The following is a 26,574-nucleotide window of genomic DNA, read 5'->3' as shown; positions in this document are numbered from 1 at the left end:
CCTCCAGCACATCGCTCACACGGGAAGAAGGCAGCAACTGCGTAGCCTTGCTGCCCAGCAACGACCCCGCCTGAAAGTAGCCCATCACGGTGGCCACGCTGCGATGCTCGGTCATGGCCATCACCTCGCCCAGTGGCACCCCTTGGCGCCCGGCTTCGGTCACGAACCCCGAGCGCAGGCTGTGAGCGGCCCAATCTCCATCCAGCCCGGCGAGCTTGGCCCGACGCTGGACGATGCGCGCCACTTGATCGCCGGACAAGCCTGTGGTCCCGACCTTGCCGCCCTTATACAGTCGCCGAAAAAGCGGACCGGCACTGGCCGGGGCCACATCGAGCCAGGCGGCCAACGCGTGAGCCGCGGGGCCTCGTAACGGCTTCTCGCGACGCATGCCGCCCAGGTCGGTTTTAGTCGCGCCCAGCGCGTAGAGCCAGGTGTCTTCGTCGAGCCGGCGCACATCACCGACGCGCAAGCCCACCACCTCGGAACGTCGCCGACCACCGCCGCTCCAGGCAAGCAACAGCAAAGCACGATCACGTATCCCCCGCACCCCATCGTCGCAAGTCGCCAGCATCGCCTGAAGCGGCTCGACGACCACAGCCGTTTTCTTGCGCACCGCGATGCCGCGCCTGACCTGGGCTTTGCCGGCATCACGCAGCAAGGTCTTGAGGGCTGACGTTTCGGTTGGGCTATCCCAGTCTTTCAGGCGATGCCACTTACCGAGCACCGCCAGCCTGTGGCTGACCGTGCTGAAGGCGAGCGGACCGGGTTTCGCCTTGACCTTGGCGTTGACCAGCGCGGCATCGACGAGCGGCGGCAATAGATGCGTCCAGCCGCCGTCTGGTAGGGGCCGTGACAGGTGATCAACGACGAACTGCAACGTCACGGGCACCGACACCGGACCATCCCCCAGCACTTGACCGTAGCGCAACTGCAGCCAGGCAGCCCAGTACGCAAGGGCAGTGCGATAACTGCGCACCGTATTTTCGGCCGTACCGGCGATGACGAACGCTGCGACCGCATCCTGGGCCTCGCGAGCCACGGTATTGGGGTCCAGCGAGGGCTCCATACCCGTATTTATCGTTACTGTATTATTTGTTACGTTCAACGTATTATATATCCAGTTATGTATCTATAGGTCGGATAATCTTTCATTATCATACCTAATGTTTCGCTCGGAGGGGTTATGGCTGTAGGCGTACCGGAAACAGCTGTATTCGAGGCGGCGGACGCAGTGTTGGCACGCGGTGAGCGCCCAACCGTCGAGCGAGTGCGCCTTGAGTTAGGCCGGGGCAGCCCAGCAAGAGTCGGGGCGCTTCTGGATCAGTGGTGGGAGCAACTTGCCAGTCGCCTGCGCGGCGAAACCCGGATGCCTGGCTTGCCGGCAGAAGTGGCACAGGCGTTCACCGCTGTCTGGCAGCAGGCAACGGTGCAAGCGCAAGCGGTGGTCGAGCTATCGGTGACCGCGCAGCGGCAGGTGTTGATGGAAGAACGTGAGCTTCTCGCCGAAAGGGAAGAGCAGGGCAGGCAGGAAGCCGCTCGCATTCGCCAGCAAGGCGCCGAAGCGGCGGCCGCCAGACAGGCAGCAGAAACCCGTCTGGCGGACCTGGCGACGTTGCTTGAACAGCGAATGACTCAGATTGACGACCTGCGCCGCCAACGTGACGAGCTCAGCAGCCAACGAGACGAAGCACGAACCGAAACGGCCGGGCTGCGGGAGCAGTTACACGCAGTACGCAGTCAGGCGGAGCAGGCCCGAATCGACCAGGAACGCTACACCAGGGACGTAGAAGACAGGGCCTTCCGCGAGATCGATCGTGCCCGAGAGGAAAGCAAATCATTGGCCGTACAATTGAAGGATGGCGCAGAGCGGTTGCAGCACGCCAACAAGGCAGTGCGGGACGCTCAAGCGGCGCTGGGCAAAGCCCAGGAGGAGGGGGCCCATGCCCGCCTGCAGCTACTGGCGCTGCAGGAGCAGGCCGCACGATTCCAACAGGCCGAGACAAACCTGCTCGCTATTAAAGAAGAACTGCAGCAGCGCCTGGCGCTGAATGGGACGGAACTGGCCGCGGCCCGCGAGCACGCCGCCGCGGCCACGGCCCGCGCGCAGACATTGGCACAACAGCTGACGCTGCTGAGCGGCAAATCGTCCACGCCGCGGACCCGACGACCACCAAAGCCCGCCACCGACAAGGCACAACCTCAGGAATGAACCCGGCTGAAATCCTGAGGGAGCGGGGCAGGGCATTACTGTTCGGCACTTCCGATCGGCGCTTCGTAGTCAGTATCTGAAACAGGCTCCAGCCAGTTGACGTTCTTGCCATCGACGAACTCGGCGATCGCTATGTGGGACATGGCCGTCGTTGCTGTAGCGCCGTGCCAATGACGTCGCTGGCAAGGACACCAGATCACATCGCCGGCATGGATCTCCACCTTTGAGCCGCCTTCGCACTGAGTCCAGCCTTTACCCTGCGTCACGATAAGGGTTTGGCCCGCCGGGTGCGTATGCCAGTTCGTGCGAGCACCCGGCTCGAAGGTGACCAGCGCACCCGCTACACGCGAGGGCTCTTGGCCCTGGAAAGGACTATCGATGCGTACCGTTCCAGTGAAGTACTCAGCGGGACCCCGCTGTGACGGTGAGGAGCCGGGGCGGAAGATCTTCATGGGTTTTCCTTGAGTCAGTTGATAGTGGCAGCGCCACCTTAAAGAACCGCTTACCCATGCAGGAAGTGTCATACTCCGATTACCGACATGAGCTGAATTCATGAGCATGCATGACTATAACGGTCTCGCGGTTTTCATTGCCGTGGCCAGAGAAAGGAGTTTTACCCGGGCGGCCGCCCATTTCGGCGTTTCGCAGTCCGCCATCAGTCACAGCATTCGCGGACTTGAGGAGCGGCTGGGTGTGCGCCTGCTGAATCGGACAACCCGTGGCGCATCCCCCACGGAAGCGGGCGAAAGACTGCTGCACAAGCTCACTCCTTACTATCAAGGCATCGAGGCCGAAGTTGCCTCGCTTGGGGCACTACGAGAAAAACCGGCAGGCACGATCCGAATCAGCACCCACGACCACGCCGCCACCACGATCTTGTGGCCAAAACTATCCAAGCTATTGCCGGAATACCCGGACGTGACATTGGAGATCAATGTCGGCTACGGCCTGATCGATATCGTCGCGGAGCGCTACGATGCCGGCGTGAGAGCCGGGGACCAGATCGCCAAAGACATGATTGCCGTGCGCATCTCGCCAGACTTCGAAATGGTGGTGGTGGGTTCTCCCGCCTATTTTGCGCAGAGACCTATCCCGGTGATTCCGCAGGATCTGACCCAGCATAACTGTGCCAACCTGCGACTTCCCACCCACGGCGGCCTGTATGCCTGGGAGTTCGAAAAAGCAGGGCAAGCGCTTCAGGTGCAAGTGACGGGGCAGATGATATTCAACACCTCATCCCAAGTGGTCACAGCGGCTCGGGAGGGCTATGCGCTGGCCTATGCGCCGGCAGATGTTGTGCAGGAAGACGTGGAGAGCGGAAGGCTGATCAAGGTACTGAAGGACTGGTACCCCGTAGTGCCTGGGTATCACCTGTATTATCCGAGTCGACGCCAGTCGCTGCCGGCATTTGCGCTGATGGTGGATGCGTTGCGATACAGGGGTTAAAGGTTAACGGTGGAGCAGGGACTAGGTCTTGATTTCCAGGGCCTATGCAGATAACTCTACTAAAGAGACATTTAATGTAGTTAAATGATTTTAGCTGGTTTTAGGAGAATATAGCGTATTTTTGACGTAGTGATTTGAGCCCCTTACTCGGTATCGACGGCATCTGCCGCTTTGCTTACCGAGGCAACGAATCGGGCGATCGACTGGCGGGGATCGTGTCCGTCTCGACTCAGCAGGTCAAAGCGTTGCCTCATTGCCGTGTGGGATTCATATCGTGGTTCGCTGTAGGTAATGGCACTCGCCGTTAGCGATATGGTGCTGATAGCTCTGTTGGCATGGATTGAGCCAGTGCCGTTGGAGCGAACGTTGCCAGATGCAGTTCAAGCCGCCGGTGTTATCAGCGTCCGCATGATGCTGTGTTGAGGCTGTTGCTTAGAGGCTGAGGCACAGCCTGGCGAATGTCCTGGAATCCAGCTGGGCTGTAAGTGGTCCCGTGAGATGCTTATACGCCGAAGGCAGTGGTTTCGTGCTGTCGGTAGTGTTCGGATTGCAGCCGCATGATTTGGCTGGGTGAATGTTCGGTGGTTGTAGCACGAGGACTCGAGTGATTCTGTGCAAGCGGTTGAGGTGAACGTATAGGGGATGGGTGATGGTCGTTAGGATGACTGCTTGCGATAGGCCTGGTGAAGGGATGGGATGGGTGGGCCCGGGGATGGGCTCCAAGGTACATACGGTGTTTCAAATCTGCAGCCCCATCACCGTGAATGCGTAACAAGACGTTACGCATAATGTATATTATGTTAAATTAAGTGTATTCCTGCCTTTCGACGTGTTGTCTTGTCTGTTCCCAGTAACCTACGCACTGGATTCCACGACCCCCGCTGGAGCCGGCCTTTGATCACCCTTGAGCCTCACGAGCTGGATTGGGCACTTCAACAGATCGCTGACGGTGCTGTCCCGGTATTACGGCCGGACCAGCTCCTGTTCTACATGGTGATTGCCCGGTTCTCCGCCATAAAAATCTCCCACGTCCAGTCATTGAGCCAGTTTCAAAAGAACCCCGATGGTGTCTGGGTTTTCGACAATGGTTTGGTGCCCACATCAATGACAGAGCTTACTCAAGGGGTCTCCGCCCACTCGGAGCGTTACCTCAAATGGTACGCCATTGACCCCAACGAGCCGCTGCCATCGGTGCCTACGTTCCCTACCAACGATGGTAGCCAAAGACATGTTGTTCACAACGATTCGTAGATTCACGAGTTTCACTGTTATCGTAGGCGCGTTCATTGGGCAGCGTTAGTTTGCTTGCGGGGGTTCACGCAGGATGGACGAACTCGGCTGCACAGGGCTTTAATGCGTGGCTCTACGAACTCGGCTGTCGGGAATCAAGCCTCCCGCTAGGCGTTCGTCTTGGCCCTGTGGGCTTCCATCCTCACGCGTGCGCGCTCTGCTTGCTTAGACTTGCCTTGCCTTGCGGTCATCGCATCCCGCGCACTACGACGGCTGCTCTCTACAAGTCCCCTGCCCCACACTTGAGTCTCTGTGTACAGAAGCACCACAGCGACCGGGGATGGGATTTGCCTTAGGCGTCCGACCGTATTGCTGTTAAGGAACGGAGCTATAGGCTCCCTGATAAGTGCTATTTGAGCCGCCCCATATAAACAGACATTCGCCCGGTCGGTGGAGTATTGAAACTCTCATGGTCTGGTGTCACAGACCGTAGGAAAGTTTTTTTCAAGAGCCGCCTCTCGCAAACGGGCTGCGCCGGCCTTCTTCTTACACCCTCAAGCACTTGCAGTAATCACATTCTCAACAGCGAGCCATGCACGTCCGAGAGCACTATCTAGGCCGATCAGCGCAATCCGACCCCCCACCTGCTCCGACCACCTGGAAGCTTTCATCCCCTCTCGCTGGTAAAATGCCCCTAGGCGTTCGTCGTATTCAACCACCGCTTCCACATCTGCGGTCGCCAAGTAGGTCTCGTGGTGAAGCATTGCGCCTTGCGGCAGTCTTGGCTTCACTTGCGTTGGGCGTTCAGTGGAGGGATGACCGACGCAAAGTCCAAATACCGGATACACCTGTGCTGGAGGACCAGGCCCTTGGCGACTCCCTCAATAATGAACAAAAGCTAGAACGCCCCGCAATCAATGCGTTCACAATGATCGCAGGGCGTCGACGCATTTACGATCAGTTAGTTATCTGGATCGCTTTGACGATACGAGCCCTAACAGAAGCAGTTAGCTTCTGAACTCCAGCTTCTTTTGCGATGCTGTAAATCATTGATTCGTCATCGAGCGCCCGTTCAGAAAACTTAGCGGCGATACTGGCAATCTCAGCGAGGCAGATCTCCATTAGGCTTCGAAGAGAATCGTCGTCGGCAGATCGGCGGAACACTACCTGTTGATTGTCCTTGAGGCCTGTTGGCCAGTAAAAAATCCCAACCTGACCTTCATCGTGGAAACGGAAACGCAGCTTGGCCAGTTGATCTACACGATCTCGGATTTTCGCGCCAGTGCGCATCCAGCCGTGCGCGCGTGCAATACGACGAGCCAGAATTACATCAAGGATTGGGCCTTCATGTTCAACCACATGGGCAATCATCTTCTCTAAGTTTTCGGTGTAGCTGGATTCAAAGAATCGATCAGGATCAACGGCGTCAACGGCGCTACTAGGATCAGCTTCAACATAGATCAATTGCTGAGATGGGGCCGAGTAAACCGTGTCGTCCTGAACCTGGGCGACAGTTGCCGACCTAGCGTATTGAAGCTCTGGCAAGGCTCCTGAAGAATCATTTGCTTCAGCGGCATCAGTCGCAGCAGCTACCACAGCGACTTTCTCCACTACCTCGACTACCTCTGCCATAGCGGCATCGACTTTCAAGCGTTCTGCCTCCTGCGCTGTATCGATAACTGCCTGCTTGGCGCGGGATTCTGCAAGGAGTTCGTTCAGACGTTGGTGCACCTTCTCCGCGGTGCCAAGCGCGTCGATCCACCAGTCCGTTGACCATATCCTCACGATTTCCCAGCCTAGGCCACGTAGTACAGACTCACGAAGCTTGTCCCGGTCTCGGGCAGTGGCGCTGCGATGGTAGGTCGCACCATCACATTCAATACCAGCAAGGAATCGCCCGGGTGCATCAGGATGGACGACCCCCAGATCGATCCGGAACGAGGAAACACCGATCTGTGTCTGGATGTACCAACCCTTCTTGGCTAAGGCCGCGGCAACCGCTTCCTCAAATGGACTATCGAACCCGCCTACGCTGCCCAAATTAGCCTCAGCCAAAGCTCGGGGCCCGCGCTCTGCAAATTCCAGGAAATGCTTGAGGTCTCTGACTCCGATGGCTTGAGTCCGAGCCAGATCGATGTGCTCCGGCCGGAGCGTGGAGAACAGAACAAGCTCCTGACGGGCACGGGTGATTGCGACGTTGAGCCGACGCTCGCCGCCGGGGCGGTTCATCGGCCCAAAGTTCATAGTCAGTACGCCGGCAGCGTCTTTACCGTAGGTTGTGGAGAAGTAGATGATGTCTCGTTCATCACCCTGAACGCTCTCCAGGTTCTTCACGAACACCGGCTCCAGTTCGGACTCAGCGAAGTACGGTTCCAACGACGGATCTTTTCGGCATGCCTCATCCAGCATGTCCATGATGAGTTTCTGTTGCTCACCGTTAAACGTGACAACCCCGACTGTTCTCCGGCTTTCCCGGAACGCTTGAGATTGAAGCCGGGCAACGAGGTCTGCCACCAATGCCCTCGCCTCAATCAGGTTCGTGCGTGAGCCACCCTTGTCGTAGATACCTGCGACAGGGCACAACCTTACGGCCTTGTCTGCGGTGAATGGCGATGGGAAAGTCACCAGCTTCGACTGGTAGTACCGCTGGTTCGAGAACGCGATCAAGCTTTCATGACGGCTGCGGTAGTGCCAGTTCAGATTACGCATCGGCAGGTTTGCGCTGATGCACTCGTCTAGGATGCTTTCAAGATCGGCTTCGACGTCCTCATCGTCAGCGGTCGATTCGGCTCGATCAAAAAAGGACGTGGGCGGGAGCTGTTTAGGGTCGCCTACCATCACGACTTGTTTGCCCCGGGCCATGGCACCGATGGCGTCCCAAACAGGTATCTGAGAAGCTTCGTCGAAGATGACCAAGTCGAATGGCGTAGATGCCGGCGGCAGATATTGCGCGATGGAAAGCGGGCTCATCAGCAAGCAAGGGGTCAGCTTGGTCAAGGCATCGGGTGCACGAGTCATTAGCTCACGCAACGGAATGTGTTTAGTCTTCTTGCCCATCTCATGGCGCAGCAAACCCCAATCCGAGGAACGACTGACACTGTCCTGGCTTGGCAGGTCTGCGCACAGCCGCGCACGAAGCCAGTCTTTGGTTAGCGCCGTGAACTTATCATCCAGCGTGCGGAAATCGCGAATACGTTGTTCATGCTCGACGCTGACGAACGTCCGGATAACCTCCTCGTTGTCCACCGTGGTATTCAACCACCAGCGGGCATAGTTTACTTCCAGTACTCGACGGACTTTTCCAGACGTAATCGCGCCTATCTCCATCGCGTTGACTATGGGGGCTAGTCCCATCGCAAAGGCTTCATCCCGAACCTTGCGCCAAGAGCACCAGGCCTTCAAACGCGGTTCGGAGGAAACAACCGTTTCACAGTTTTTCTTGAGATCGCTTAATGCCAAGTGAGCAGTTTCGTCGATACCCGAATCGGTGAAGTGACCAACCGCTGTCAGATGCGAGGTACGCACCTGGAGCAATCCGAGCTTCTCGCGCAAAGTACCGCCTGCCAGAGGGATAGCACCATCAGGCTCCAGCAATGCATTGCCATCGCCAAGCAGCGTCTGGAGGGGTGCCTTGTAAGCACCAATCTGCTCAGGATTAAGCGCCAACTTCGCGATCGCCGTCGTCAGCTCTCCTTGGAAGACCACTGCATTGCGAACTACCTCAAGCTTGGTTTTCAGGTCATTCCAGGCAGGCACCGTTTCGCGGAGATCTGCTAGATCGGCTAACTCTCGCTCGACAGCAGCCCTGCGCTTGAGCAACTCAAAATCATTGTTCAGCGTATCACCGCAACGGCCCTTTTCTACGAAAGGATGATCGTCGACAAGCCGTCCACGCTCCTCGATATCACGCCGCTCAACCTGAAACCGAATTGCAGCAGTGAGCCCATCAACGTCTGTAGAAAGCCCGCTCCACAGGGAGTGAGTTCCTGCGCCGAGGTCGGCCAATTTTTCCATCTCGGCATCAAAGCGAACCACAGTGCGCAGTCGATGAAGTTCGTCTTTTAGCTCATCACCCAAATGGCCTTGTTCTACCAACAACAGCCCATCGTCATCCCAGGACGAATTTTCCTTCTGGAGTCGCACTGCCGCCTGAAGCTTGATGGCTGCAACGATCCAGTCGGCATCGGACATAGCGCCCTGCCACAACGCGCCACATTCCTGCCCAGGTGAGAGGTCATCAATGGCACGGCGCACAGTTCGAATTTCGACCCAAGTTGACAGCTCTTTGGCGTTGTTGATCTCGCCTTCGAACGTCTGCACTGGAGCCAAGAGCCCTGTGATTCGACGCTTGCCGAACCAGGATTTAGGCCAGAAAGCTTCCTCGGCTTCAGTCCACTCACGATGGAGGAGTTCGACATCAATCGTCTCGATCCCATCACTGTAAGTCGCTCGCAGTTGTGCTTGGAGGTCTTGCACTTGGCCAAACAACACGACCGCTTGCTCCAGTACATCAGTAACGCTTGGTGGCCAGGCAGGCCCGAGATCGGTGAAAGTCGCGCGGCGTTGCTGCAGCAGATCGATGCCTTGTTTAGCATCTGCAATGACATGAGGCGACCATGGCGTCGAAAGCTTCGAATTGATTTCGCGGTGCTGTTCAACCCATGTACAGCCATCGCTCAGACGTTGAGAGATGGAGCGGGCATCGGGCCTCAGAGCAAAGCGCCAGTCGTGCCCTGCGGCCTGTGGTAGTAACCGTGAAAGAGTCGACAGACCGTCCAGCGTTGTGGGTTTGTATTCAGTAGCAGGAAGCCCAGTCAACTCAATGAAGCGATCTGCAGCTTTTTGCACTTCCAATACACTAGGCAAGACGTCCCTCGCCGCTTGCACAAATTGCTGTTGCCAGTTGGGTGACCACTCGGCTTGACCAACCGTAGACAAGGCATTGCCAGCAAGTTGATCAAAGCCAACAGCCTGCGCGTTAAGCTCAAGCCGATCGCCCAGTTCACGGAGTGCAAGCATCGCCTTCTGGTCATGGACATCAGGGGACGCCCAGCCAATGGACGCTACAGCTTCGTCATCTCCTGATGTGACAGTGCCAATGGCGTCATAGATTGTATAGCCATTGCGATGACGGCGATGAAGCCGTTCAACGTAGATGTTGAGACTGTCCCGTAATGTCGCCAGACGCTGGGCCTCGACTTTCCATGCTTCCGAATCGACATACCCTTTCGCTTCCCATGCTGATTGCAGTTGCGCAAGCACATCAGTCTTCCGCGCCTTGCTTGAATGGAGCTCAAGGCAAAACTCACCCAAACCGATTTCACGAAGGCGTCGATAAACCACGTCCAGCGCAGCGATCTTCTCAGAGACAAAAAGCACTCGACGGCCTTGCGCGATCGACTGCGCAATCATGTTCGAGATAGTCTGGCTCTTGCCGGTACCGGGCGGGCCGATCAGCACGAAGTCCTTACCTTTCGCAGCCGCCATCACCGCCGCGAGTTGGGATGAATCAGATGGTAGCGGGCAGAAGACATCAGTCGGGCCAAAGTCACGATCTAACGACTCAGCTTCGGGGAACAGCGTATCGGAGACAAACGAGTCCCGAGGAGTATCTAGCAGGTGCTGGACTGCCGGGCTCTGCCGCAGGTGCTCGGCGTTCTCGACCAAATCTTTCCACATGAGGTATTTGGCGAATGAGAACATGGACAGCACCACATCCTCATTTAGCTCCCAACCAGGAATATCCTTGATGGCATGCCCAACTTTTTTCCAGATTCCTGCGATATCAAGGCCCGAATCATCACGAGGCAACTCGTTTTCCAGCGAACCTAATCCCAGTTCAAAGTCCTGCCGGAGCATCTCGATCAGCGTGGGGTTGAAGCGCGGCTCATCATCGTGCAGTACCATGGTGAACCCCGATCGTGCACTCTTACGCTCCAACGTGACCGGGATCAGTACAAGCGGTGCTTTGTACTTCTGCCCTGCTCTGTCGTCTCGCGTCCAACTAAGAAAACCAATCGCCAGAAAAAGCGTGTTGGAGCCACCTTCCTGCAGGGCGGTACGCGCCCCTCGATAAAGTTCGGTGAGTCGTACATCCATCTCACTGGAATTCAGTGCAGCAAAAACTTCTCTGCGCTTGAGCGCATCCTCGGCATGTCGACGTCGCACGTCCTCCCGCTCGCGGTGCTCATAAAGCGCTCGTTCACGTGGATCAGCACCGTCCATTAGATCTGGCCGAGTGAGAAGCTTTAGTGACTGGCCACTCGCCAAGATGTCCTCGAGTGCTCCCGGGTCTGGAGACTCAAGTTTCAGCGAACGCTTGCCTGTTTTGAAGTTGAGCAGGTTGTTTCGAAGAGACAGATCCAGCAGCTTGCGTTGCCAGCGGCCCAGACGATCGGAGGGATTTAACTTGGACAGATCATCGACCTGAACCTCAACATCATCCTCCGCGAGACCAAGCCCTTCCTCCACCAGCAACGGAGGTGGTACATCCGACGATTCCTCCATGGCTACGCGCGCGATCTGGGACTCAGCGCTTGCAAGCGGTTTGATTCGCTGCAGGCGCGCCCGGCGGATGTCCAGAAGCATCTCAAAACGACTTTCTGCATATTCCTCAACCTGCTTGGCTCCTCGTTCAACTGCATAGGAGAAAGCTGGAACTGGGTTTTGTGTGACTAGCGTAGTTTCAAAGAGCACAAGCTCCTGAAGCTTGACTCGCTTGCGCACCGCAGTGACATCGTCGACCAGCGCAGTTGTGAACTCTTCCGGCCTCAGCCAAAGCCCAGCAAACGCATGTCCATGGGTAAATACGATCACAGGGTTCAGACCCGCTTGCTCAAGTGCCGCACAGAAAAGCAACGTTAGATCGAAACAGGTTGCCAGACCGGTATCTGTGATCTGACTTGGACTGCGCACTTTTTGACCCGACTGCTCAAAACTTGCCGGTGGCAATGCATAGTCAAGCTTCATCCGGGCAACAGCACTCCATACTGCAGAGGCCAACTGCCAGGCTCGTTTGGAGCCACCCTCATACCCGTCGAGCGCCGACGATAGTTCGCTTTGACGAAGAAGCTCAGCGGCCTGCTTGAGTAAGCGCTCAACCGCTGGATCGTTAGGTTGAACGAATGCTGCGGTCATATCAGGGATATGTCGCAGCCCACCCCATTGGTTACGAGGAAGCAGATCTACGACCTGCTCAAGACGGGCAATCTCTTTGCGACCACCCTCAGCCGCTTTGTCATCAGCTTCCAAGACAAACGTAAAAGTCGACATCTCCGACTCTGTCAACCGGCTCAGCAACGGCCCATCCAGTACAAGATCGAGGTCCGGGATGGTCCGAAAACTATCAGCCGCGATTTCATCGATTCGCCAGGTCTTGACCTTGAGCACTTCGGGAGCAGATGTCAGGGTAAGTGTCACATTGACGAATCGGTCGCTGGTTTCGTTGGAAACCCGAAGCTCACGGATAACGGGAACAGCGTTCTGGAAGTCCGCCAGATTGAGCTTTGTCACCAGGGTTGCGAGGATTTTGACTTCTTTCGGAGGGACAATTTCTTCAGGCGTGAGGGACTGAACTGTGTGGTCCATGCGCAAACATCCTTGTCGAGGTACCCAAGGGAGTGCCGGAGTTGGCCGGCCAAAAGGCCCCGCTTGAGCTGATGGCCCGATGATAGCGTTTCTGAGAGCTACAGTAATGGGCCATTAGTCGTTTGGTGATCACTTTCCTAATGCTTCATGCAAGCGCCCCTCACCCTTGGACATTCGGCGTCACAAGGGCATGGAAGGCACCAGTCGAACTCGTAGAATCGTAAGATATTGCGACACGGCTGCCGAGAATCTAATCCAGCCATGGGCTCTTGAACGTAGGAACCGGCTCTTTGCAGGGGCGCCGCCCAGCGGAAAACGGCCGGCGGCGATCACGTGTTCGATGCACTCTGCGCGGCTCAACGGGCATGATCCGTATGCTTATTCAAAGGACGTCCTCACTCGCCTGCCTACGCAGCGGGCTAATGAAGTTATGGACCTTCTACCTAATCAATGAATGCTTGCTCAATGAGTCCATTATTTTCAGACTTTTCGAAAACTTCCCCAGGAGGGATCAATGGTAGATAAAACGCACGAGTACGAAGTTCGAGTGACCTGGGCCGGCAACAATGGGACTGGAACGTCATCTTATCGAGGCTACAGCCGGGCACACATCATCGCAGCTAACGGCAAAACACCAATTGAGGGGTCGTCAGATCCTAGTTTTCGGGGAGACCCCACCCGCTGGAATCCTGAGGAATTGCTCTTGGCATCCTTATCTGCATGCCACAAGCTTTGGTACCTGGGGCTCTGCGCTGAGGCCGGAATCGTTGTGGTGGACTATGAGGACAACGCTCAAGGAACGATGGTCGAGGAGAGCGATGGCGCAGGTCAATTCACCTCAGTTATTTTGCGGCCGAAAGTGATACTGGCATCGGGTTCGGAGATGGTAAAAGCTCAGACGCTGCACAAAATAGCTCACGAAAAATGCTTCATTGCTCGCTCGGTAAACTTTCCAGTCAGTCACGTACCCGAAATATCGGTAAGCCCAGACGCCTAGTTATCCATAGAGGGCGTCCGCATAGCCGGGCACCCTCTCACAGTGTACGTAACTGTCTGGATGACATGCCGGACGCTTACGCTCCGTTACCTGGCGGCTGCAGCCGGGACGCTATGCACGCGAGTTAACCGTAAGCGTCCGGGGGATACACCTTTCTGATTGCGCCGGCGTCCTGACTGCACGTGCTCCGCGTATGACCCCAAGCGCGGTGGCACATGCGGCAGTTCAATTGTAGAGTTGACGGAAAATGGTTATGGATATCCATATGAACCTTGCGACGCTAGCGTTATTCCTGCCCGCCTGCTTTGCGCTGAATATGGCGCCTGGACCTAACAACCTGCTGTCTATCAGCAATGCAACACGCTACGGATACCGCACGTCATGCATGGCAGGTGTTGGTCGCTTGCTAGCGTTCGCGGTGATGATTGCGCTGGCTTCGGCAGGCTTGGCCGTAGTGTTACAAACTTCAGAGCTAATCTTCTATGGGCTCAAAATAGTTGGCGCGGCCTATCTATTTTACTTGGCATACCAGTTGTGGAGAGCTGCACCGCAAGCGGATGCTGAGTCAAAAAACGCCCCGATAGGTCTATGGGCGCTGGCAAGGCAGGAATTCCTCATTGCCGCAGGCAACCCCAAAGCCATCCTGATTTTTACCGCGTTCTTGCCTCAATTCGTCGACCCAACGGCAGACATTGGCTCTCAGTTTACGTTGCTCGGTGTTCTGTTTTTGGTATTGGAGTGGATTGCGATTGGCATCTATGCGTACATCGGATTGCATATGCGACGTTGGTTCGCTCTGCCTCGTGGTAAGCAAATTTTCAACCGTTGCTGCGCTGGTTTGTTGTCGGCTGCCGCCTCGTTGCTATTGATGACACGTCGAGCTTGATGCGCAATAAGCAGATGATGGTAAGGAACTGATAACGATAGCTAGCACCCCTCGCGCGATCACCACAAGGATTCTGGAATGGACACAAAGCACCTCTCGTTACCCCGTAAAAGCCGACCGAAGGCTCTATTAGCCTTGGCCATCCCTCTAGTTCTCAGCGCCTGCGCAGGCAGCAATACTCCGTCGAATGTCAGTGCGCCCGGCGAGCCTATCTCCGCAACCACGCAAGTTCTGGATGCGGGAGCCGGCCTTGTGCAGTCTCGCCCGCCAATCGATGCGCTCAACGCCTATCTGGACGGCTTTCACTTCTATAACGGTCAGATGAAGTCGCAGATGGAAGCCCATCACTATTGTTCGATCTTGAACGACGAAGTGATCCAGTGCGTGATCTACGACGGCAATGTCAAAGACGCGAAGCTGATGGGCGTCGAGTACATCATCAGCGCGAAACTGTTCGCCAAGTTGCCTGCCAGTGAAAAAGCGCTCTGGCACAGCCATGTCCACGAAGTGAAGTCAGGCCAGCTCATTGCGCCTGGTATTCCGGCCCCGGCGGAGCATGCGCTGATGCAGAAGCTGGTGGGCACCTATGGCAAGACGTGGCACACCTGGCATACCGATCTGAATAAAGACCTGCCCCTGGGCGTGCCTCAGCTCATGATGGGGTTCACGGCCGACGGCCAGATCGACCCCTCCCTCGTTCAGAAGCGTGATGCGCGATTTGGCGTACAGAGCTCGGAAGAAAAGAAAGCTCGAGCAGATATTCCGACTCCTCCAATCGATCCGGGCGCCGATGCATGGATGAACGGGAATACCTTCCAGGTAAAAGACCCCACCAGCGCCCATACCCACTAGCTTGTAAAGCGAAAGATTGGGCGCCTTTGGGAAGCGGGCGGGAACTTGGTGGGAAAACTATCCCTCTCCCGTAGGTGATCCCTTAGGAGTGATGAACCATGGAAACCTCGATTTTCTGGACGGCATGCGCCGTGATCGTTCTGTTGCTGGACGTTTGGGTATTGGTGAGCGTCTGGCGGAGCACCAAAAGCTCCGGCACGAAACTGGGATGGACAGCGTTGATCGTTATACTGCCGCTTGTTGGCCTTGCTATTTGGGGTATTGCTGGCCCAAGGGGTGTTGCGATCCCGCCGACATCTGATAGCCATAGCAAAGGCTGAAGCCAGTCACCTCGAACCAGTAAAAAGCGTTCATTGGAGATTACGCGGTGGACAACGCTTAGTTGGCCATCGCCTTCCCTTCAAGTTAGTCATTACCTGCAGAAGGTGGGGGCTCACATCTCCGCATGGCAAGCTGCCATAGTACGGAATCGGTAGCCCCCCTACTCTCAACGACGCCCGGTGCAGTCTGAAAGCACCACGCACATTGCTCAGCGCAGCCCAAACCCCATCCGCTTCAACTCTTCCACAAGCTCTTCCCGCCCATGAAGGCTCGAAACACTGCGAAGTCTATTGACCACCTGCTCCGACCACCCGGAAGCTTTCATTCCCTCACGCTGGTAGAAAGCCCCCAAGCGCTCATCGTATTCAGCCACCGCTTCCACATCTGCAGTCGCCGAATAGGTCTCATGGTGAAGCACTGCCCCTTGCGGCAATCTCGGCTTCACATGTGCGGGCCGCTCAGTAGATGGATAACCGACACAAAGGCCGAACACAGGATAGACCTGGGGAGGCAAACCTAGCTCCTTGGCCACCCCTTCGATGTCGTTGCGTATGGCGCCAATATAGACGCTACCGAGCCCGAGCGACTCCAGAGCCACGACTGCGTTTTGCGCGGCGAGCGCTGCGTCGATGGTCCCGAGCAGCAAGCTTTCAAGGTACGGCACTGCTTCCAGAGCCACCTCTTGTTGCTCACCCACTCGAGCTACTCTGGACAGGTCGGCAAGCCAGACAAAGAACAGCGGCGCCTGGCGGATATAGGCTTGGTTTCCTGCCAATGCTGACAGACGTGCCTTCCGATCATCATCCTGGACAGCGACAACGCTCCAGACCTGCAGATTCGATGAGGTGGAGGCTGATTGCGCTGCGGCGACCAAGGTCTCGATGGTGCCGTCGGGTAGTGGCTGATCAGTAAAGGCGCGAACGCTCCGATGGTCGAGAAGCAGGTCGATCGTCTCGTTCCAGGGCTTGAGAGGTGAGATATCTGCCGCGCCGTAGCGGGCAGCCAGTTTCGATTGGGCGTTGGCGGTCATTCGAGCTCTCCAAATAGGGATCGAGACTACCAAATCGCCGCCGGGCCAGCACGCTTGCAGGGTGAAGTTTCATATACCCTGCACTCGACACACCCCTAGCTAACAACGGGCGCATTGAGCGAGCACCCATCGATGAGTAGGCGGTCAGAACGCCCCTACACGCAGCCTCCGAGCAGACACCTGGATTTCTCTCTGGATCGTTTGCACCACAATCTCGGTCAATCGCTGAACCTCGGGACGAGGTTCGGCTTGCGCACGGTGCAGAGCAAGCGGGATCGTTGGCAGGGTCGGCAGGCCATTTGAGCTGCACTCCAGAGCAGACAGTGTTGCCGGCATCGCGACGGTCGTTCGCAGAGTTACACCAAGCCCTGCTCCTGCGGCGGCCCACAGCCCGGAAAGGCTGGGGCTGGTGAAGACGAGTTTCCATGGGATATGAGCTTCATCCAGCGCCGCGATCCCAGCCGCGCGGAACAGGCAGGGCGGCTCGAACGCAATCAGGGGTACCGGCTCTTCCCTCAGTCTCAGCTGATCCTGCCAATCTTTTCGGCCTATCCACGAAACTGCAAAGTCCGCTATCCGCTCGGCATTGGGCGCTGAGCCGCCATCGCCCCAAACAAGCGAGACGTCCAGCTCTCCCTTGAGCGTCTTATCAATTAGCGGCGCACTGCGATCGACCTGCACTTCTACGCGTACCTTGGGATGCGCGAGGGCAAAGCTTTCAAGGACCAAAGGCAAGAATGTATCGGCGAAATCCTGAGGAAGCCCTAGCCTTACCCAGCCGTCGAGATCTGATGCGCGGATGGTCTGAACCGCTTCGTCATTAAGCTCCAGCATCCGCCTTGCATAGCTCAACAGCCCCTCACCGGCTGTAGTGAGCGCGAGCCCCCTCCCCGACTTCTGCACCAGGGGGACTCCCATCTGATCTTCAAGCTTGCGCAACTGAGTGCTGATGGCCGACTGGGAGCGCCCCAGTTGGTCGGCTGCCCGTGCAAAGCTGCCGAGTTCGAAGCCGGTGACAAAGGTACGCAAAACGTCCATGTCCAGATTGATACGACCAGCCATAGCTCCATGCCCCCAAAGGATCGCGGCGAGATTTGATTTCACAGCCATTATTGCGAGTAAATTACTTGGAGATACAGCGCTCATTCCTATAGCGCGGGGATGTGTCAGCAAGTGGCGATTGCCAGCGTTCTACGCGCCCGGCCTCACAACCACCACAACCTCCAGTGACCACCAATCACGGGCCGCGATGTCATGCTGCGGGAACATACGAGGCGATGCCTTTACCGAACGACCAGTCCTCCTTGCTGTTGTTGGAGATAAAAACTTGGACGTCCTCAGGGCGTACGCCAGCGGTGGCGGATAGCTTATCGGCAACGGCGCTGTATAGAGCCTGCTTTGCGGCAGTATCGCGCCAGTTGCTTGCCAGAATATGAATGATCACGACATTGTCCGAGCGCTGGATACCCAGGTATCCACTGTCGAAAATCAATGTATCCTCATCGTATTGGTTAATGACCTGGAATCGGTCGTCAACAGGTACTTTGTAGGTTTCCACGAGCGCCTCGTGAACCCCGTCTGCTATCGCGCGAAGCTCAGTGGAGGTTCTACCTTTACGAAGCGATATCTGAACGAAGGGCATGATGCTGTTCCTCAGTTTATGGACGCAGTATGGGTCAGTAGCGGAGATTGCCTGGCCGACTTGACCTGGCTCGATACAACAGGTGCCGCCGTCAAAGGAATTTGAGGCTGGTGCCTGAGTGACTCGAGGCTAGCCGTGGCAGCGAACGATTAAAATTCGATAGTTTGGAAGGCATGCCTCCGTGAAATCGAACAGTCGTATACGAAGTGTCACACGCATGGCCAGCCCCAGCAGTAGCTGCACTAACGAGGTCACTACTGACCTGGGAGATCAAGACTTGGGGGATCCTGCATGTCATCTCCGCTGCATGCTGGACCATGGCGTGTGACCTTTAGCCTTGGCAATCCCTTCACTCCCCCACTTCCTGGATACTCATCTCCCGCATCCTGAATTTCTGGATCTTCCCGGTTACCGTCATCGGGAAGGTATCCACAAACTTGAAGTGCTTGGGAACCTTGTAATGGGCGATCCTGTCTTTGGCCCACAACCTGAGTTCTTCATCGGTCACGGTCTCGTCTACATGAATTCTCGCCCATGCGACCAACTCTTCGCCGTATTTTGGGTGGGGAATACCGATGATGTAGATGTCCGCGACCGCGGGATGAGCTCTGTAGAATTCCTCGACCTCACAGGGGTAGATGTTCTCCCCACCCCGAATGATCATGTCTTTGATCCGCCCCACCACGGTGACAAACCCGGCTTCGTCCATGGTCGCGAGGTCCCCCGTGTGCATCCAGCGGCTGGCATCGATGACTTCCGATGTTCCCTGTGCATTATTCCAGTAGCCCAGCATCACGCTGTAGCCACGGGTACAGAGCTCACCGACCTGGCCTCGGGGAACGATTCTGCCATCCGCGTCGATGATCTTGTTCTCCAGGTGCGGTTGCGTGCGCCCCACAGTCGAAACCCTTTGCTCGACCGCGTCGTCTGGGCCGGTCTGCAAGGACACGGGGCTGGTTTCGGTCATACCGTAAGCGATCTGTATTTGCGACATATGCATCTCGGTCATGACGCGCTTCATGACATCGATTGGGCAAGATGCGCCTGCCATGATGCCCGTGCGCAAGCTGGACAGATCGAACGCTTCGCGCTGCGGATGCTCCAGCTCGGCGATGAACATCGTCGGCACACCGAATAGCGCAGTGGCGCGTTCCTGCGATACCGCTTGCAGTACTTTGAGTGGATCGAAAGCCGCGCTGGGATAGATCATGGCGCTACCGTGGGTCAGGCACCCCAGATTGCCCATGACCATGCCAAAACAGTGATAAAGCGGCACCGGAATGACGACGCTGTCTTGCTCCGTCAAACCAAGGCTCTCGGCCACCAGAAAACCATTGTTCAAAATGTTGTAGTGGCTGAGCGTCGCCCCTTTGGGGAACCCAGTCGTACCAGACGTGTACTGGATGTTGATGGGGTCATCGAACTGTAGTGATGCTTGGCGAGTAGCCAGGTGCTCGGGGGATACGCGGTCGGCCAGGCTTTGTAGCCGCGCCCAACTCAGGAAACCTGATGGCGGTGAATCCGACAGACTGATGACGCCTCGCAGGCTCGGCAGCCGATCGATTGTCAGTTCGCCCGGCTCGCTTGATGCCAGCTCAGGAATGACCTCGTTGACCATCGCGTGGTAATCCGAGCCCTTGAAGGTCTCATCGCTGATGATCCAGCTGCATTGGGATTGAGCAACGACGTACTCGAACTCGCTGGTGCGGTAGGCAGGATTGATGTTGACCAGAATGGCCCCTATTTTTGCCGACGCAAACTGGGTCAGGCACCATTCGGCTCGGTTAGGCGCCCATATCCCAATCCGATCTCCTGCCTGGATGCCGATAGCCATGAGCGCGCGCGCGTGTTGATCGACATTGGCTTTCAGATCGGACCACGACCAACGGATGCTTTGATCGTGAATCACCAATGCCGACCGCGGGCCGAACCTGGATACAGTCGCGTCGAACGCCTCCCCGATCGTCTGCGCGATCAGCGGGGGGTGTTTGGAGCCTTGCGAGTAACTCAGCGGGTTCATGGGTTAAACCTTTCTTATGCTTGTTGTACAGCCAAGTGGTGGGTTGCCTTATCGAATCATGGCACCTGAACGTCAGATCGCTCGCGCGCGGGCCACCCGTGATCCAGCCCCCTTGCCCAGCACGTCCATGATGCGCCGGCTGACCTGAAGCAGTCGGTTGAGATCGATGCCCGTCTCTATCCCCAGGCCATTGAGCAGGTAAAGCACATCTTCCGTCGCCACATTGCCGCTGGCGCCCATGGCATAGGGGCAGCCGCCCAGCCCGCCGATGGAGCTGTCGAACACCGCGACGCCTTCGAGCAGGCAGGCGTAGATATTGGCGATGGCCTGGCCATAGGTGTCGTGGAAATGCCCGGCGAGGTGCTCGCGGGCAACGTCGCGGCTGACGTTGTCGATCAGGCGCCGCGCCTGCTCTGGCGTGCCGACCCCGATGGTGTCGCCCAGGGAAATCTCGTAGCAGCCCATCTGCCACATCGCCGTACTCACTTCGCGCACCTTGTCGGGAGCCACTGCCCCTTCGTACGGGCAGCCGAGCACACAGGAGACGTAGCCGCGAACGCGAATACCCTGCTGATTGGCTTTCTCCATCAGCGGCTCGAAGCGTCGCAAGCTGTCGGCAATCGAGCAGTTGATGTTCTTTTGCGAGAAAGCTTCGGACGCCGCGGCGAACACCGCGACCTCCGAGGCGCCCGCCGCTACCGCGGCCTCGAAGCCTTGCAGATTGGGGGTCAGGGCTGCATAGACCACGCCGGGTTGGCGCGCGATGCCGGCGAAGACCTGACCGGAGTCGGCCATTTGCGGCACCCATTTGGGTGACACGAAGCTGCCGACTTCAACGTACCCAAGGCCTGCTTCTACCAGGCCGTTGACCAGGGCGATCTTGTCCTGCGCGCTGACGGTCGCCTTCTCGTTCTGCAGCCCATCACGGGGGCCGACCTCCACGATACGAACCCGCTCAGGCAGCGTCATCACTCACCTCCTCCAGTTCGACCAGCACGAGTCCCTCGGCAACCATTTCGCCTTCGCTGCAGAACACCACCGAGACCCGGCCGGCGTAGGGTGCGCGGATGCTGTGCTCCATCTTCATGGCCTCGACCACGATCAGCGCATCGCCGGCTTGCACGGGCTGCCCTGGAGCCACCAGCACGCGGACGATACTGCCGTTCATGGGCGCCGCCAGGCCACCGTCGCCGGCCTGTGTGCCAGCGGCTTCGGCCAAGGGATCGACCTTGGTCACCTCGTAGCAGTCGCCCTGCCATTCGAGGTACAGCACCTCCCCACGGCGGGCCAGCATCTTGACTCCGTGATGTGGCGTTGATGGAGGCGCAGCGATGACGCACAGCCGGTCTTCAGCTCCACAGCGCAGATGCAGCAGGGCCTGAGGCGCCGCCAGCATCCGCCAGCCGGTTGTTTGGCTCCACGGGGAAGCCGGATCGTCGGAGCGATCAAGCCTGGTCGAAGTGTCGAGATAGGTCTGGGCAGCGTGCGCCCAAAACGCGTCGGTCAGTGCTGGACGATCCGGCAGCAGCGCCTGGGCGTGGCGGTCGATAAACCCGGTATCGAGCTCCGCGTTGGCGAACGCCGGGGTTGAGAGGATGCGCCGCAGAAACGCCAGGTTGGTCTTCACGCCACCCACTGCCGTCTCCTTGAGCATGGCCAGCAGCCTCAGCCGAGCTTCTTCCCGGGTCTCACCCCAGGCAATGACCTTGGCGATCATCGGGTCGTAGAACGGCGAGATCGTGTTCCCTTGCTCTACCCCGCTGTCCACCCGGCGCCCAGGGCCCGCAGCGGCTTCACGGTACAGCGACAGTTGCCCGCTAGCGGGCAGGAAGCCACCCTCGGGGTCTTCCGCGTAGAGCCGCACTTCGATGGCATGCCCCAACAGCGGTACGTCGTCCTGTTGCAGCGGCAGCGGCTCACCTGCCGCCACGCGCAACTGCCAGTCCACCAGATCGAGGCCCGTGATTGCCTCGGTGACCGGATGCTCGACCTGCAGACGAGTGTTCATCTCCATGAAGAAAAACTCGCCCCTGGCGTCGAGCAGAAATTCCACGGTGCCGGCGCCGACATAGCCAATGGCTTGGGCCGCACGCACGGCCGCTTCACCCATTTCCTTGCGCAACTGCGCAGACAAGCCGGGGGCCGGGGCCTCCTCGACCACCTTCTGATGGCGCCGTTGGATGGAGCAGTCGCGCTCATGCAGGTACAGGCAGTTGCCGTGCTGATCGGCGAACACCTGGATCTCCACATGACGGGGCGCCAGCAGGTACTTTTCCACCAGCATCTGCTGGTCCGCAAAAGCCGACAGCGCCTCACGCTTGGCCGAATCCAGCGCATCGGCCAGATCTTCCGCGCGCTCGGCGACCTTCATCCCTTTGCCGCCGCCACCGGCCGCAGCTTTGAGCAGCACCGGATAACCGATGCGTTCGGCGGCGCTCCTGAAGGTGTCCAGATCCTGCGCCTGGCCGTGGTAGCCAGGCACCAATGGGACGCCGGCGCTTTCCATCAGGCTTTTGGCGGCAGATTTGCTGCCCATCGCGTCAATCGCGGCAGGCGGAGGGCCAACGAACGTGATCCCCTCTTCCTCCAAGCGACGAGCGAAGCCGGCGTTTTCGGAGAGAAAACCGTACCCTGGGTGCACCGCGTCGGCGCCGGTCGACCTCGCCGCAGCAATGATTTTTTCGACCTGCAGGTAGCTGTCGGCGGGTTTGGTGCCCCCCAGCGCAACCGCGATATCGGCTTCCCGGGTGTGGCGCGCCTGGGCGTCGGCATCGCTGTAGACCGCGACGGTGACGATGCCAAGGGCCTTGGCGGTGCGGATTATCCGGCAGGCGATTTCGCCGCGGTTGGCGATCAGCAAGGTGGTGATGGGCTTGCTCATGTCGATGCTCCTAGCCAGGACCGGCTGCGTTTTCCCAGGAATGCCTTCATCTCTTCCTCCCCTTCGGCGCCGGTACGCACTCGGGCCGGTTGAGCCAGAGCGTGGCCACACCTTGCTCTGGAAATTCCCCTTCGATGGTCGAGAAAGCGTGCATGTTCGCGAACCCCAGAATTGACCGTGGCCTACATGCGAAAGACGCCGAAGCGGCTATCGGCCAATGGCGCATTCAGCGCGGCCGACAGGGCCAGCGCGAGGACGGTACGGGTCTGGGCGGGGTCGATCACGCCGTCATCCCAGAGCCGCGCGGAAGAGTAAAAGGCGTGTGCCTGTTGCTCGTACTGTTCCACCAGGGGACGGCGCAGTTCATCCGCCTGCTGCTCGGTGAACGCCGCACCGGCGCGCTGCGCCTGCTCCTGCTTGACCTGCACCAGCACGCCCGCAGCCTGCTGGGCGCCCATCACGCCGATCTTGGCGTTCGGCCACATCCACAGGAATCTCGGGTCGTAGGCGCGGCCGCACATGCCGTAATTGCCGGCGCCAAAACTGCCGCCGATGATCACCGTGAACTTCGGCACCTGGGCGCAGGCCACGGCGGTCACCAGCTTGGCGCCGTGCTTGGCGATACCGCCGGCCTCGTACTTCTGCCCGACCATGAAACCGGTGATGTTCTGCAGGAATACCAAGGGGATCTTGCGTTGGCAGGCGAGCTCGATGAAGTGCGCACCCTTCTGCGCCGCTTCGGCGAACAGCACGCCATTGTTGGCCAGGATGGCCACGGGGTAGCCGTCAAGGTGGGCGAAACCGCAGACGAGGGTGGCGCCGAACAGCGCCTTGAATTCATCGAAACTGGAATCGTCGACCAGCCGCGCGATGATCTCGCGAATGTCGAACGGCTGCTTGGGATCGGCCGGCACCAGCCCGTAGATCTCGTCGACCGGATAGCGCGGCTCGACCGGTGCGGCGCGACAAAGCACGGCTTCTTTGCGCCAGTTGAGGTTCGCCACGCAGCGGCGGGCAATGGCCAACGCGTGCTCATCATTCTCCGCATAGTGGTCGGCGACCCCGGAAAGCTTGCAGTGCACGTCGGCGCCACCCAGGTCTTCGGCAGTGACCACCTCGCCCGTGGCCGCCTTGACCAAGGGCGGGCCGGCCAGAAAGATGGTCGCCTGGTTACGCACCATGATGGTTTCATCGCTCATCGCCGGCACATAAGCGCCGCCGGCGGTGCAGGAGCCCAGCACCACGGCGATCTGGGCGATGCCCACGGCGCTCATGTTGGCCTGGTTGAAGAAGATCCGGCCAAAGTGCTCCCGGTCGGGAAACACCTCGTCCTGGCGCGGCAAGTTGGCGCCGCCGGAATCCACCAGGTACAAGCAGGGCAAGCGGTTCTGCCGGGCGATCTCCTGGGCGCGCAAGTGTTTCTTGACGGTCAGGGGGTAGTAGCTGCCGCCTTTGACGGTGGCATCGTTGGCGATGATCATGCATTCGACACCGCTGACTCTGCCGATTCCGGCGATCAGGCCGGCGGCGGCTACCTTCTCGCCATACACGTCATGGGCGGCGAGCAGGCCGATTTCCAGAAACGGCGAGCCGGGATCCAGCAGTAAATCGATGCGCTGGCGGGGTAGCAGCTTGCCGCGCGCCAGGTGACGATCCTGGGCGGTTTTGCCTCCGCCTTCGTAGATGTCCGCCGCCAGGCTTTTGAGGGTGTCGAGTTGGTTCAGCATCGCCTCGCGGTTGGATTCAAAGGACGCCGAGCGAGCATTGACCTGACTGTTCAGAATGGCCATGAAAGGTTCCTGCTGTGAGGGAAGGCGGAAACGGGCTCAGCGCGTTTCGTCGAACAGCTCGCGGCCGATCAGCATGCGTCGCACCTCGCTGGTGCCGGCGCCGATCTCGTACAGCTTGGCGTCGCGCCAGATTCGCCCCACCGGAAACTCATTGATGTAGCCATTGCCGCCCAGGATCTGAATCGCCTCGCCGGCCAGCCAGGTGGCCTTCTCGGCGGCATAGAGGATGACCCCGGCGCAATCCTTGCGCACCTGGCGCACGTGATCCGAACCCAGCGCGTCCAGATGTTTGCCCACCGAATAGAGGTAGGCGCGGCAGGCCTGTAGCGTGGTGTACATGTCCGCCACCTTGCCCTGGATCAGCTGAAACTCGCCAATGCTCTGGCCAAATTGCTTGCGGTCGTGAATGTAGGGCACTACCACGTCCATCGCCGCCTGCATCAAGCCCAGCGGGCCACCGGACAGCACCGCGCGCTCATAGTCCAGGCCGCTCATCAGCACCTTGGTGCCCTGCCCTACGCTGCCGAGGACGTTCTCGACCGGTATCTCGACGTTATCGAACACCAGCTCGCCGGTGTGGGAGCCACGCATGCCGAGCTTGTCGAGCTTCTGCGCCACCGAGAAACCACGGGTGCCCTTTTCCAGAATGAACGCCGTGATGCCCTTCGAACCCGCGCTGGTGTCGGTCTTGGCGTAGACCACCAGCACATCGCAATCAGGCCCGTTGGTGATCCACATCTTGGTGCCGTTGAGCACGTAGTGATCACCCTTGAGGTCAGCGCGCAGGCGCATGGAAACCACGTCCGAGCCGGCATTGGCCTCGCTCATCGCCAGGGCGCCGATATGCTCGCCGGAAATCAGCTTGGGCAGGTATTTGCGCTTCTGCGCCTCGCTGCCGTTGCGGTTGATCTGGTTCACGCACAGGTTGGAGTGGGCACCGTAGGACAGACCGATACCGCCCGCGCCGCGGGAGATTTCCTCCATGGCGACCATGTGCGCCAGGTAGCCCATGCCGGCGCCGCCGTATTCCTCGGAAACCGTGAGGCCGAGCAGGCCCATGTCGCCGAATTTACGCCAGAGGTCGTTGGGGAATTGATCGGTGCGGTCAGCCTGTTCCGCGCGCGGGGTGATCTCGGCAGCCACGAAGGCGGCGACCGAATCGCGCAGCATGTTGATGTCTTCGCCAAGGAAGAAGTTGAGTCCAGGTACCAATGTCATATCCACCACTCACATACTTGTCGTTATTGGTGCGGGAGTAGATAACGGTAGAGCCTTCAGAACGCCTCGAGCGCCGTGCGACAGCGCTCCTCGGCGGTGTCCAGCTCCACCTGCATCTGTTCGATGTCGAGCATCTGCTGTTGCAGTTGCTCACGGCGTTGCGTGATTTTTTCGAGGAACCGGTCGAGCTGCTTCTTGTTGCCGGTCGGGTCGTACATGTCGATCAGCTCCTTGCACTCTGCCAGGGAGAAACCGATGCGCTTGCCGCGCAGGATCAGCTTCATGGCCACCATGTCGCGCCCGGAGTAGATACGCTCCTGGCCGCGGCGGGTGGGCGCAACCATGCCCTGCTCTTCGTAGAACCTGATCGTCCTGGGGGTCACGTCCAACAACCGGGATAGATCCGAAATGCTATAGGTGGTGCTCACAGTGAAGCTTCCTGACTGGGTTGACGTTAACGTAAAC

The 26,574-nt window shown here is 58.4% G+C and carries 19 protein-coding genes and 1 pseudogene; 8 read left to right on the top strand and 12 right to left on the bottom strand.

Annotation, left to right across the window (positions count from 1 at the left end):
* Positions 1–1,066, bottom strand: a 1,066-nt coding sequence (locus B3397_RS18330) for a site-specific integrase (RefSeq protein WP_296252837.1), incomplete at its 3' end; no start/stop codon positions are given.
* A gap of 117 nt (positions 1,067–1,183) precedes the next feature.
* Between B3397_RS18330 and B3397_RS18325 the strand changes: the two genes are divergently transcribed.
* Positions 1,184–2,209 (top strand): DNA-binding protein, encoded by a 1,026-nt coding sequence (locus B3397_RS18325; protein ID WP_296252835.1) that lies wholly within the window; start codon positions 1,184–1,186, stop codon positions 2,207–2,209.
* Between the two features lie 35 nt (positions 2,210–2,244).
* Here B3397_RS18325 and B3397_RS18320 read toward each other — a convergent pair whose 3' ends face one another.
* Positions 2,245–2,661, bottom strand: a complete 417-nt coding sequence (locus tag B3397_RS18320) for a (R)-mandelonitrile lyase (RefSeq protein WP_296252834.1) — start codon at positions 2,659–2,661, stop codon at positions 2,245–2,247.
* Positions 2,662–2,761: 100 nt separating this feature from the next.
* Here B3397_RS18320 and B3397_RS18315 point away from each other — a divergent pair, with 100 nt between their 5' ends.
* Both B3397_RS18315 and B3397_RS18310 read left to right on the top strand, forming a co-directional pair.
* Positions 2,762–3,655, top strand: a complete 894-nt coding sequence (locus B3397_RS18315) for a LysR family transcriptional regulator (protein ID WP_296252831.1) — start codon at positions 2,762–2,764, stop codon at positions 3,653–3,655.
* 894 nt (positions 3,656–4,549) lie between these two features.
* Entirely contained in the window at positions 4,550–4,906 is a 357-nt protein-coding gene (locus tag B3397_RS18310; protein WP_296252830.1) for a hypothetical protein, read from the top strand.
* A 936-nt stretch (positions 4,907–5,842) separates the two neighbouring features.
* Here the strand turns inward: B3397_RS18310 and B3397_RS18305 are convergent.
* The gene (locus B3397_RS18305; RefSeq protein WP_296252827.1) at positions 5,843–12,472 is read right to left on the bottom strand and encodes a DUF3320 domain-containing protein; all 6,630 of its coding nucleotides are present in this window, start codon (positions 12,470–12,472) and stop codon (positions 5,843–5,845) included.
* 244 nt (positions 12,473–12,716) lie between these two features.
* Here B3397_RS18305 and B3397_RS18300 point away from each other — a divergent pair.
* The 5 genes and pseudogenes from B3397_RS18300 to B3397_RS18280 form a co-directional block, all read left to right on the top strand.
* Positions 12,717–12,926: pseudogene (locus tag B3397_RS18300) on the top strand (transposase domain-containing protein); the annotation flags it as partial.
* Between the two features lie 60 nt (positions 12,927–12,986).
* Positions 12,987–13,469 carry an OsmC family protein gene (locus tag B3397_RS18295; protein ID WP_296252826.1) on the top strand — a complete coding sequence of 161 codons (483 nt, stop codon included), beginning with the start codon at positions 12,987–12,989 and terminating at the stop codon, positions 13,467–13,469.
* 265 nt (positions 13,470–13,734) lie between these two features.
* A complete protein-coding gene (locus B3397_RS18290) occupies positions 13,735–14,355 on the top strand; it encodes a LysE family translocator (RefSeq protein ID WP_296252844.1) in 621 nt (206 codons plus the stop codon).
* A gap of 78 nt (positions 14,356–14,433) precedes the next feature.
* Positions 14,434–15,207 carry an OBAP family protein gene (locus B3397_RS18285; protein ID WP_296252825.1) on the top strand — a complete coding sequence of 258 codons (774 nt, stop codon included), beginning with the start codon at positions 14,434–14,436 and terminating at the stop codon, positions 15,205–15,207.
* Positions 15,208–15,305: 98 nt separating this feature from the next.
* A complete protein-coding gene (locus B3397_RS18280; protein WP_296252824.1) occupies positions 15,306–15,527 on the top strand; it encodes a PLDc N-terminal domain-containing protein in 222 nt (73 codons plus the stop codon).
* A gap of 209 nt (positions 15,528–15,736) precedes the next feature.
* Here the strand turns inward: B3397_RS18280 and B3397_RS18275 are convergent, their stop codons facing one another.
* From B3397_RS18275 to B3397_RS18235, 9 genes are all read right to left on the bottom strand, one after another.
* Complete coding sequence (locus B3397_RS18275) at positions 15,737–16,558, bottom strand: NADPH-dependent oxidoreductase (protein ID WP_296252822.1); 822 nt, start codon at positions 16,556–16,558, stop codon at positions 15,737–15,739.
* Between the two features lie 144 nt (positions 16,559–16,702).
* On the bottom strand, positions 16,703–17,620 hold the full coding sequence (locus B3397_RS18270; RefSeq protein WP_296252821.1) for a LysR family transcriptional regulator: 918 nt from the start codon (positions 17,618–17,620) through the stop codon (positions 16,703–16,705).
* Between the two features lie 190 nt (positions 17,621–17,810).
* The gene (locus tag B3397_RS18265; RefSeq protein WP_296252820.1) at positions 17,811–18,200 is read right to left on the bottom strand and encodes a tautomerase family protein; all 390 of its coding nucleotides are present in this window, start codon (positions 18,198–18,200) and stop codon (positions 17,811–17,813) included.
* A 349-nt stretch (positions 18,201–18,549) separates the two neighbouring features.
* Complete coding sequence (locus B3397_RS18260; protein WP_296252819.1) at positions 18,550–20,220, bottom strand: AMP-binding protein; 1,671 nt, start codon at positions 20,218–20,220, stop codon at positions 18,550–18,552.
* 72 nt (positions 20,221–20,292) lie between these two features.
* A complete protein-coding gene (locus B3397_RS18255) occupies positions 20,293–21,189 on the bottom strand; it encodes a hydroxymethylglutaryl-CoA lyase (RefSeq protein ID WP_296252817.1) in 897 nt (298 codons plus the stop codon).
* On the bottom strand, positions 21,176–23,101 hold the full coding sequence (locus B3397_RS18250; RefSeq protein WP_296252816.1) for an acetyl/propionyl/methylcrotonyl-CoA carboxylase subunit alpha: 1,926 nt from the start codon (positions 23,099–23,101) through the stop codon (positions 21,176–21,178). The genes B3397_RS18255 and B3397_RS18250 overlap by 14 nt, the downstream gene beginning before the upstream one ends.
* A gap of 182 nt (positions 23,102–23,283) precedes the next feature.
* Positions 23,284–24,891: a carboxyl transferase domain-containing protein gene (locus B3397_RS18245; RefSeq protein WP_296252814.1), complete on the bottom strand. Its 1,608-nt coding sequence runs from the start codon at positions 24,889–24,891 to the stop codon at positions 23,284–23,286.
* Between the two features lie 36 nt (positions 24,892–24,927).
* On the bottom strand, positions 24,928–26,109 hold the full coding sequence (locus B3397_RS18240; RefSeq protein ID WP_296252812.1) for an isovaleryl-CoA dehydrogenase: 1,182 nt from the start codon (positions 26,107–26,109) through the stop codon (positions 24,928–24,930).
* 56 nt (positions 26,110–26,165) lie between these two features.
* Entirely contained in the window at positions 26,166–26,537 is a 372-nt protein-coding gene (locus tag B3397_RS18235; RefSeq protein WP_296252810.1) for a MerR family transcriptional regulator, read from the bottom strand.
* Between the last annotated feature and the right edge of the window lie 37 nt (positions 26,538–26,574).

Source organism: Pseudomonas sp. UBA4194 (genome assembly GCF_002379585.1).
Lineage (GTDB): Bacteria > Pseudomonadota > Gammaproteobacteria > Pseudomonadales > Pseudomonadaceae > Aquipseudomonas.
Note: the sequence above shows the minus strand (reverse complement) of the source record. Positions and strands in the feature narration are given on the sequence as shown.

What these genes read in the sequence shown, in the direction of transcription:
- B3397_RS18325 (WP_296252835.1), top strand. Translation starts at nt 1,184, where the DNA reads ATGGCTGTAGGCGTACCGGAAACAGCTGTATTCGAGGCGGCGGACGCA.
- B3397_RS18320 (WP_296252834.1), bottom strand. Translation starts at nt 2,661, where the DNA reads ATGAAGATCTTCCGCCCCGGCTCCTCACCGTCACAGCGGGGTCCCGCT.
- B3397_RS18315 (WP_296252831.1), top strand. Translation starts at nt 2,762, where the DNA reads ATGAGCATGCATGACTATAACGGTCTCGCGGTTTTCATTGCCGTGGCC.
- B3397_RS18305 (WP_296252827.1), bottom strand. Translation starts at nt 12,472, where the DNA reads ATGGACCACACAGTTCAGTCCCTCACGCCTGAAGAAATTGTCCCTCCG.
- B3397_RS18295 (WP_296252826.1), top strand. Translation starts at nt 12,987, where the DNA reads ATGGTAGATAAAACGCACGAGTACGAAGTTCGAGTGACCTGGGCCGGC.
- B3397_RS18290 (WP_296252844.1), top strand. Translation starts at nt 13,735, where the DNA reads ATGAACCTTGCGACGCTAGCGTTATTCCTGCCCGCCTGCTTTGCGCTG.
- B3397_RS18285 (WP_296252825.1), top strand. Translation starts at nt 14,434, where the DNA reads ATGGACACAAAGCACCTCTCGTTACCCCGTAAAAGCCGACCGAAGGCT.
- B3397_RS18280 (WP_296252824.1), top strand. Translation starts at nt 15,306, where the DNA reads ATGGAAACCTCGATTTTCTGGACGGCATGCGCCGTGATCGTTCTGTTG.
- B3397_RS18275 (WP_296252822.1), bottom strand. Translation starts at nt 16,558, where the DNA reads ATGACCGCCAACGCCCAATCGAAACTGGCTGCCCGCTACGGCGCGGCA.
- B3397_RS18270 (WP_296252821.1), bottom strand. Translation starts at nt 17,620, where the DNA reads ATGGCTGGTCGTATCAATCTGGACATGGACGTTTTGCGTACCTTTGTC.
- B3397_RS18265 (WP_296252820.1), bottom strand. Translation starts at nt 18,200, where the DNA reads ATGCCCTTCGTTCAGATATCGCTTCGTAAAGGTAGAACCTCCACTGAG.
- B3397_RS18260 (WP_296252819.1), bottom strand. Translation starts at nt 20,220, where the DNA reads ATGAACCCGCTGAGTTACTCGCAAGGCTCCAAACACCCCCCGCTGATC.
- B3397_RS18255 (WP_296252817.1), bottom strand. Translation starts at nt 21,189, where the DNA reads ATGACGCTGCCTGAGCGGGTTCGTATCGTGGAGGTCGGCCCCCGTGAT.
- B3397_RS18250 (WP_296252816.1), bottom strand. Translation starts at nt 23,101, where the DNA reads ATGAGCAAGCCCATCACCACCTTGCTGATCGCCAACCGCGGCGAAATC.
- B3397_RS18245 (WP_296252814.1), bottom strand. Translation starts at nt 24,891, where the DNA reads ATGGCCATTCTGAACAGTCAGGTCAATGCTCGCTCGGCGTCCTTTGAA.
- B3397_RS18240 (WP_296252812.1), bottom strand. Translation starts at nt 26,109, where the DNA reads ATGACATTGGTACCTGGACTCAACTTCTTCCTTGGCGAAGACATCAAC.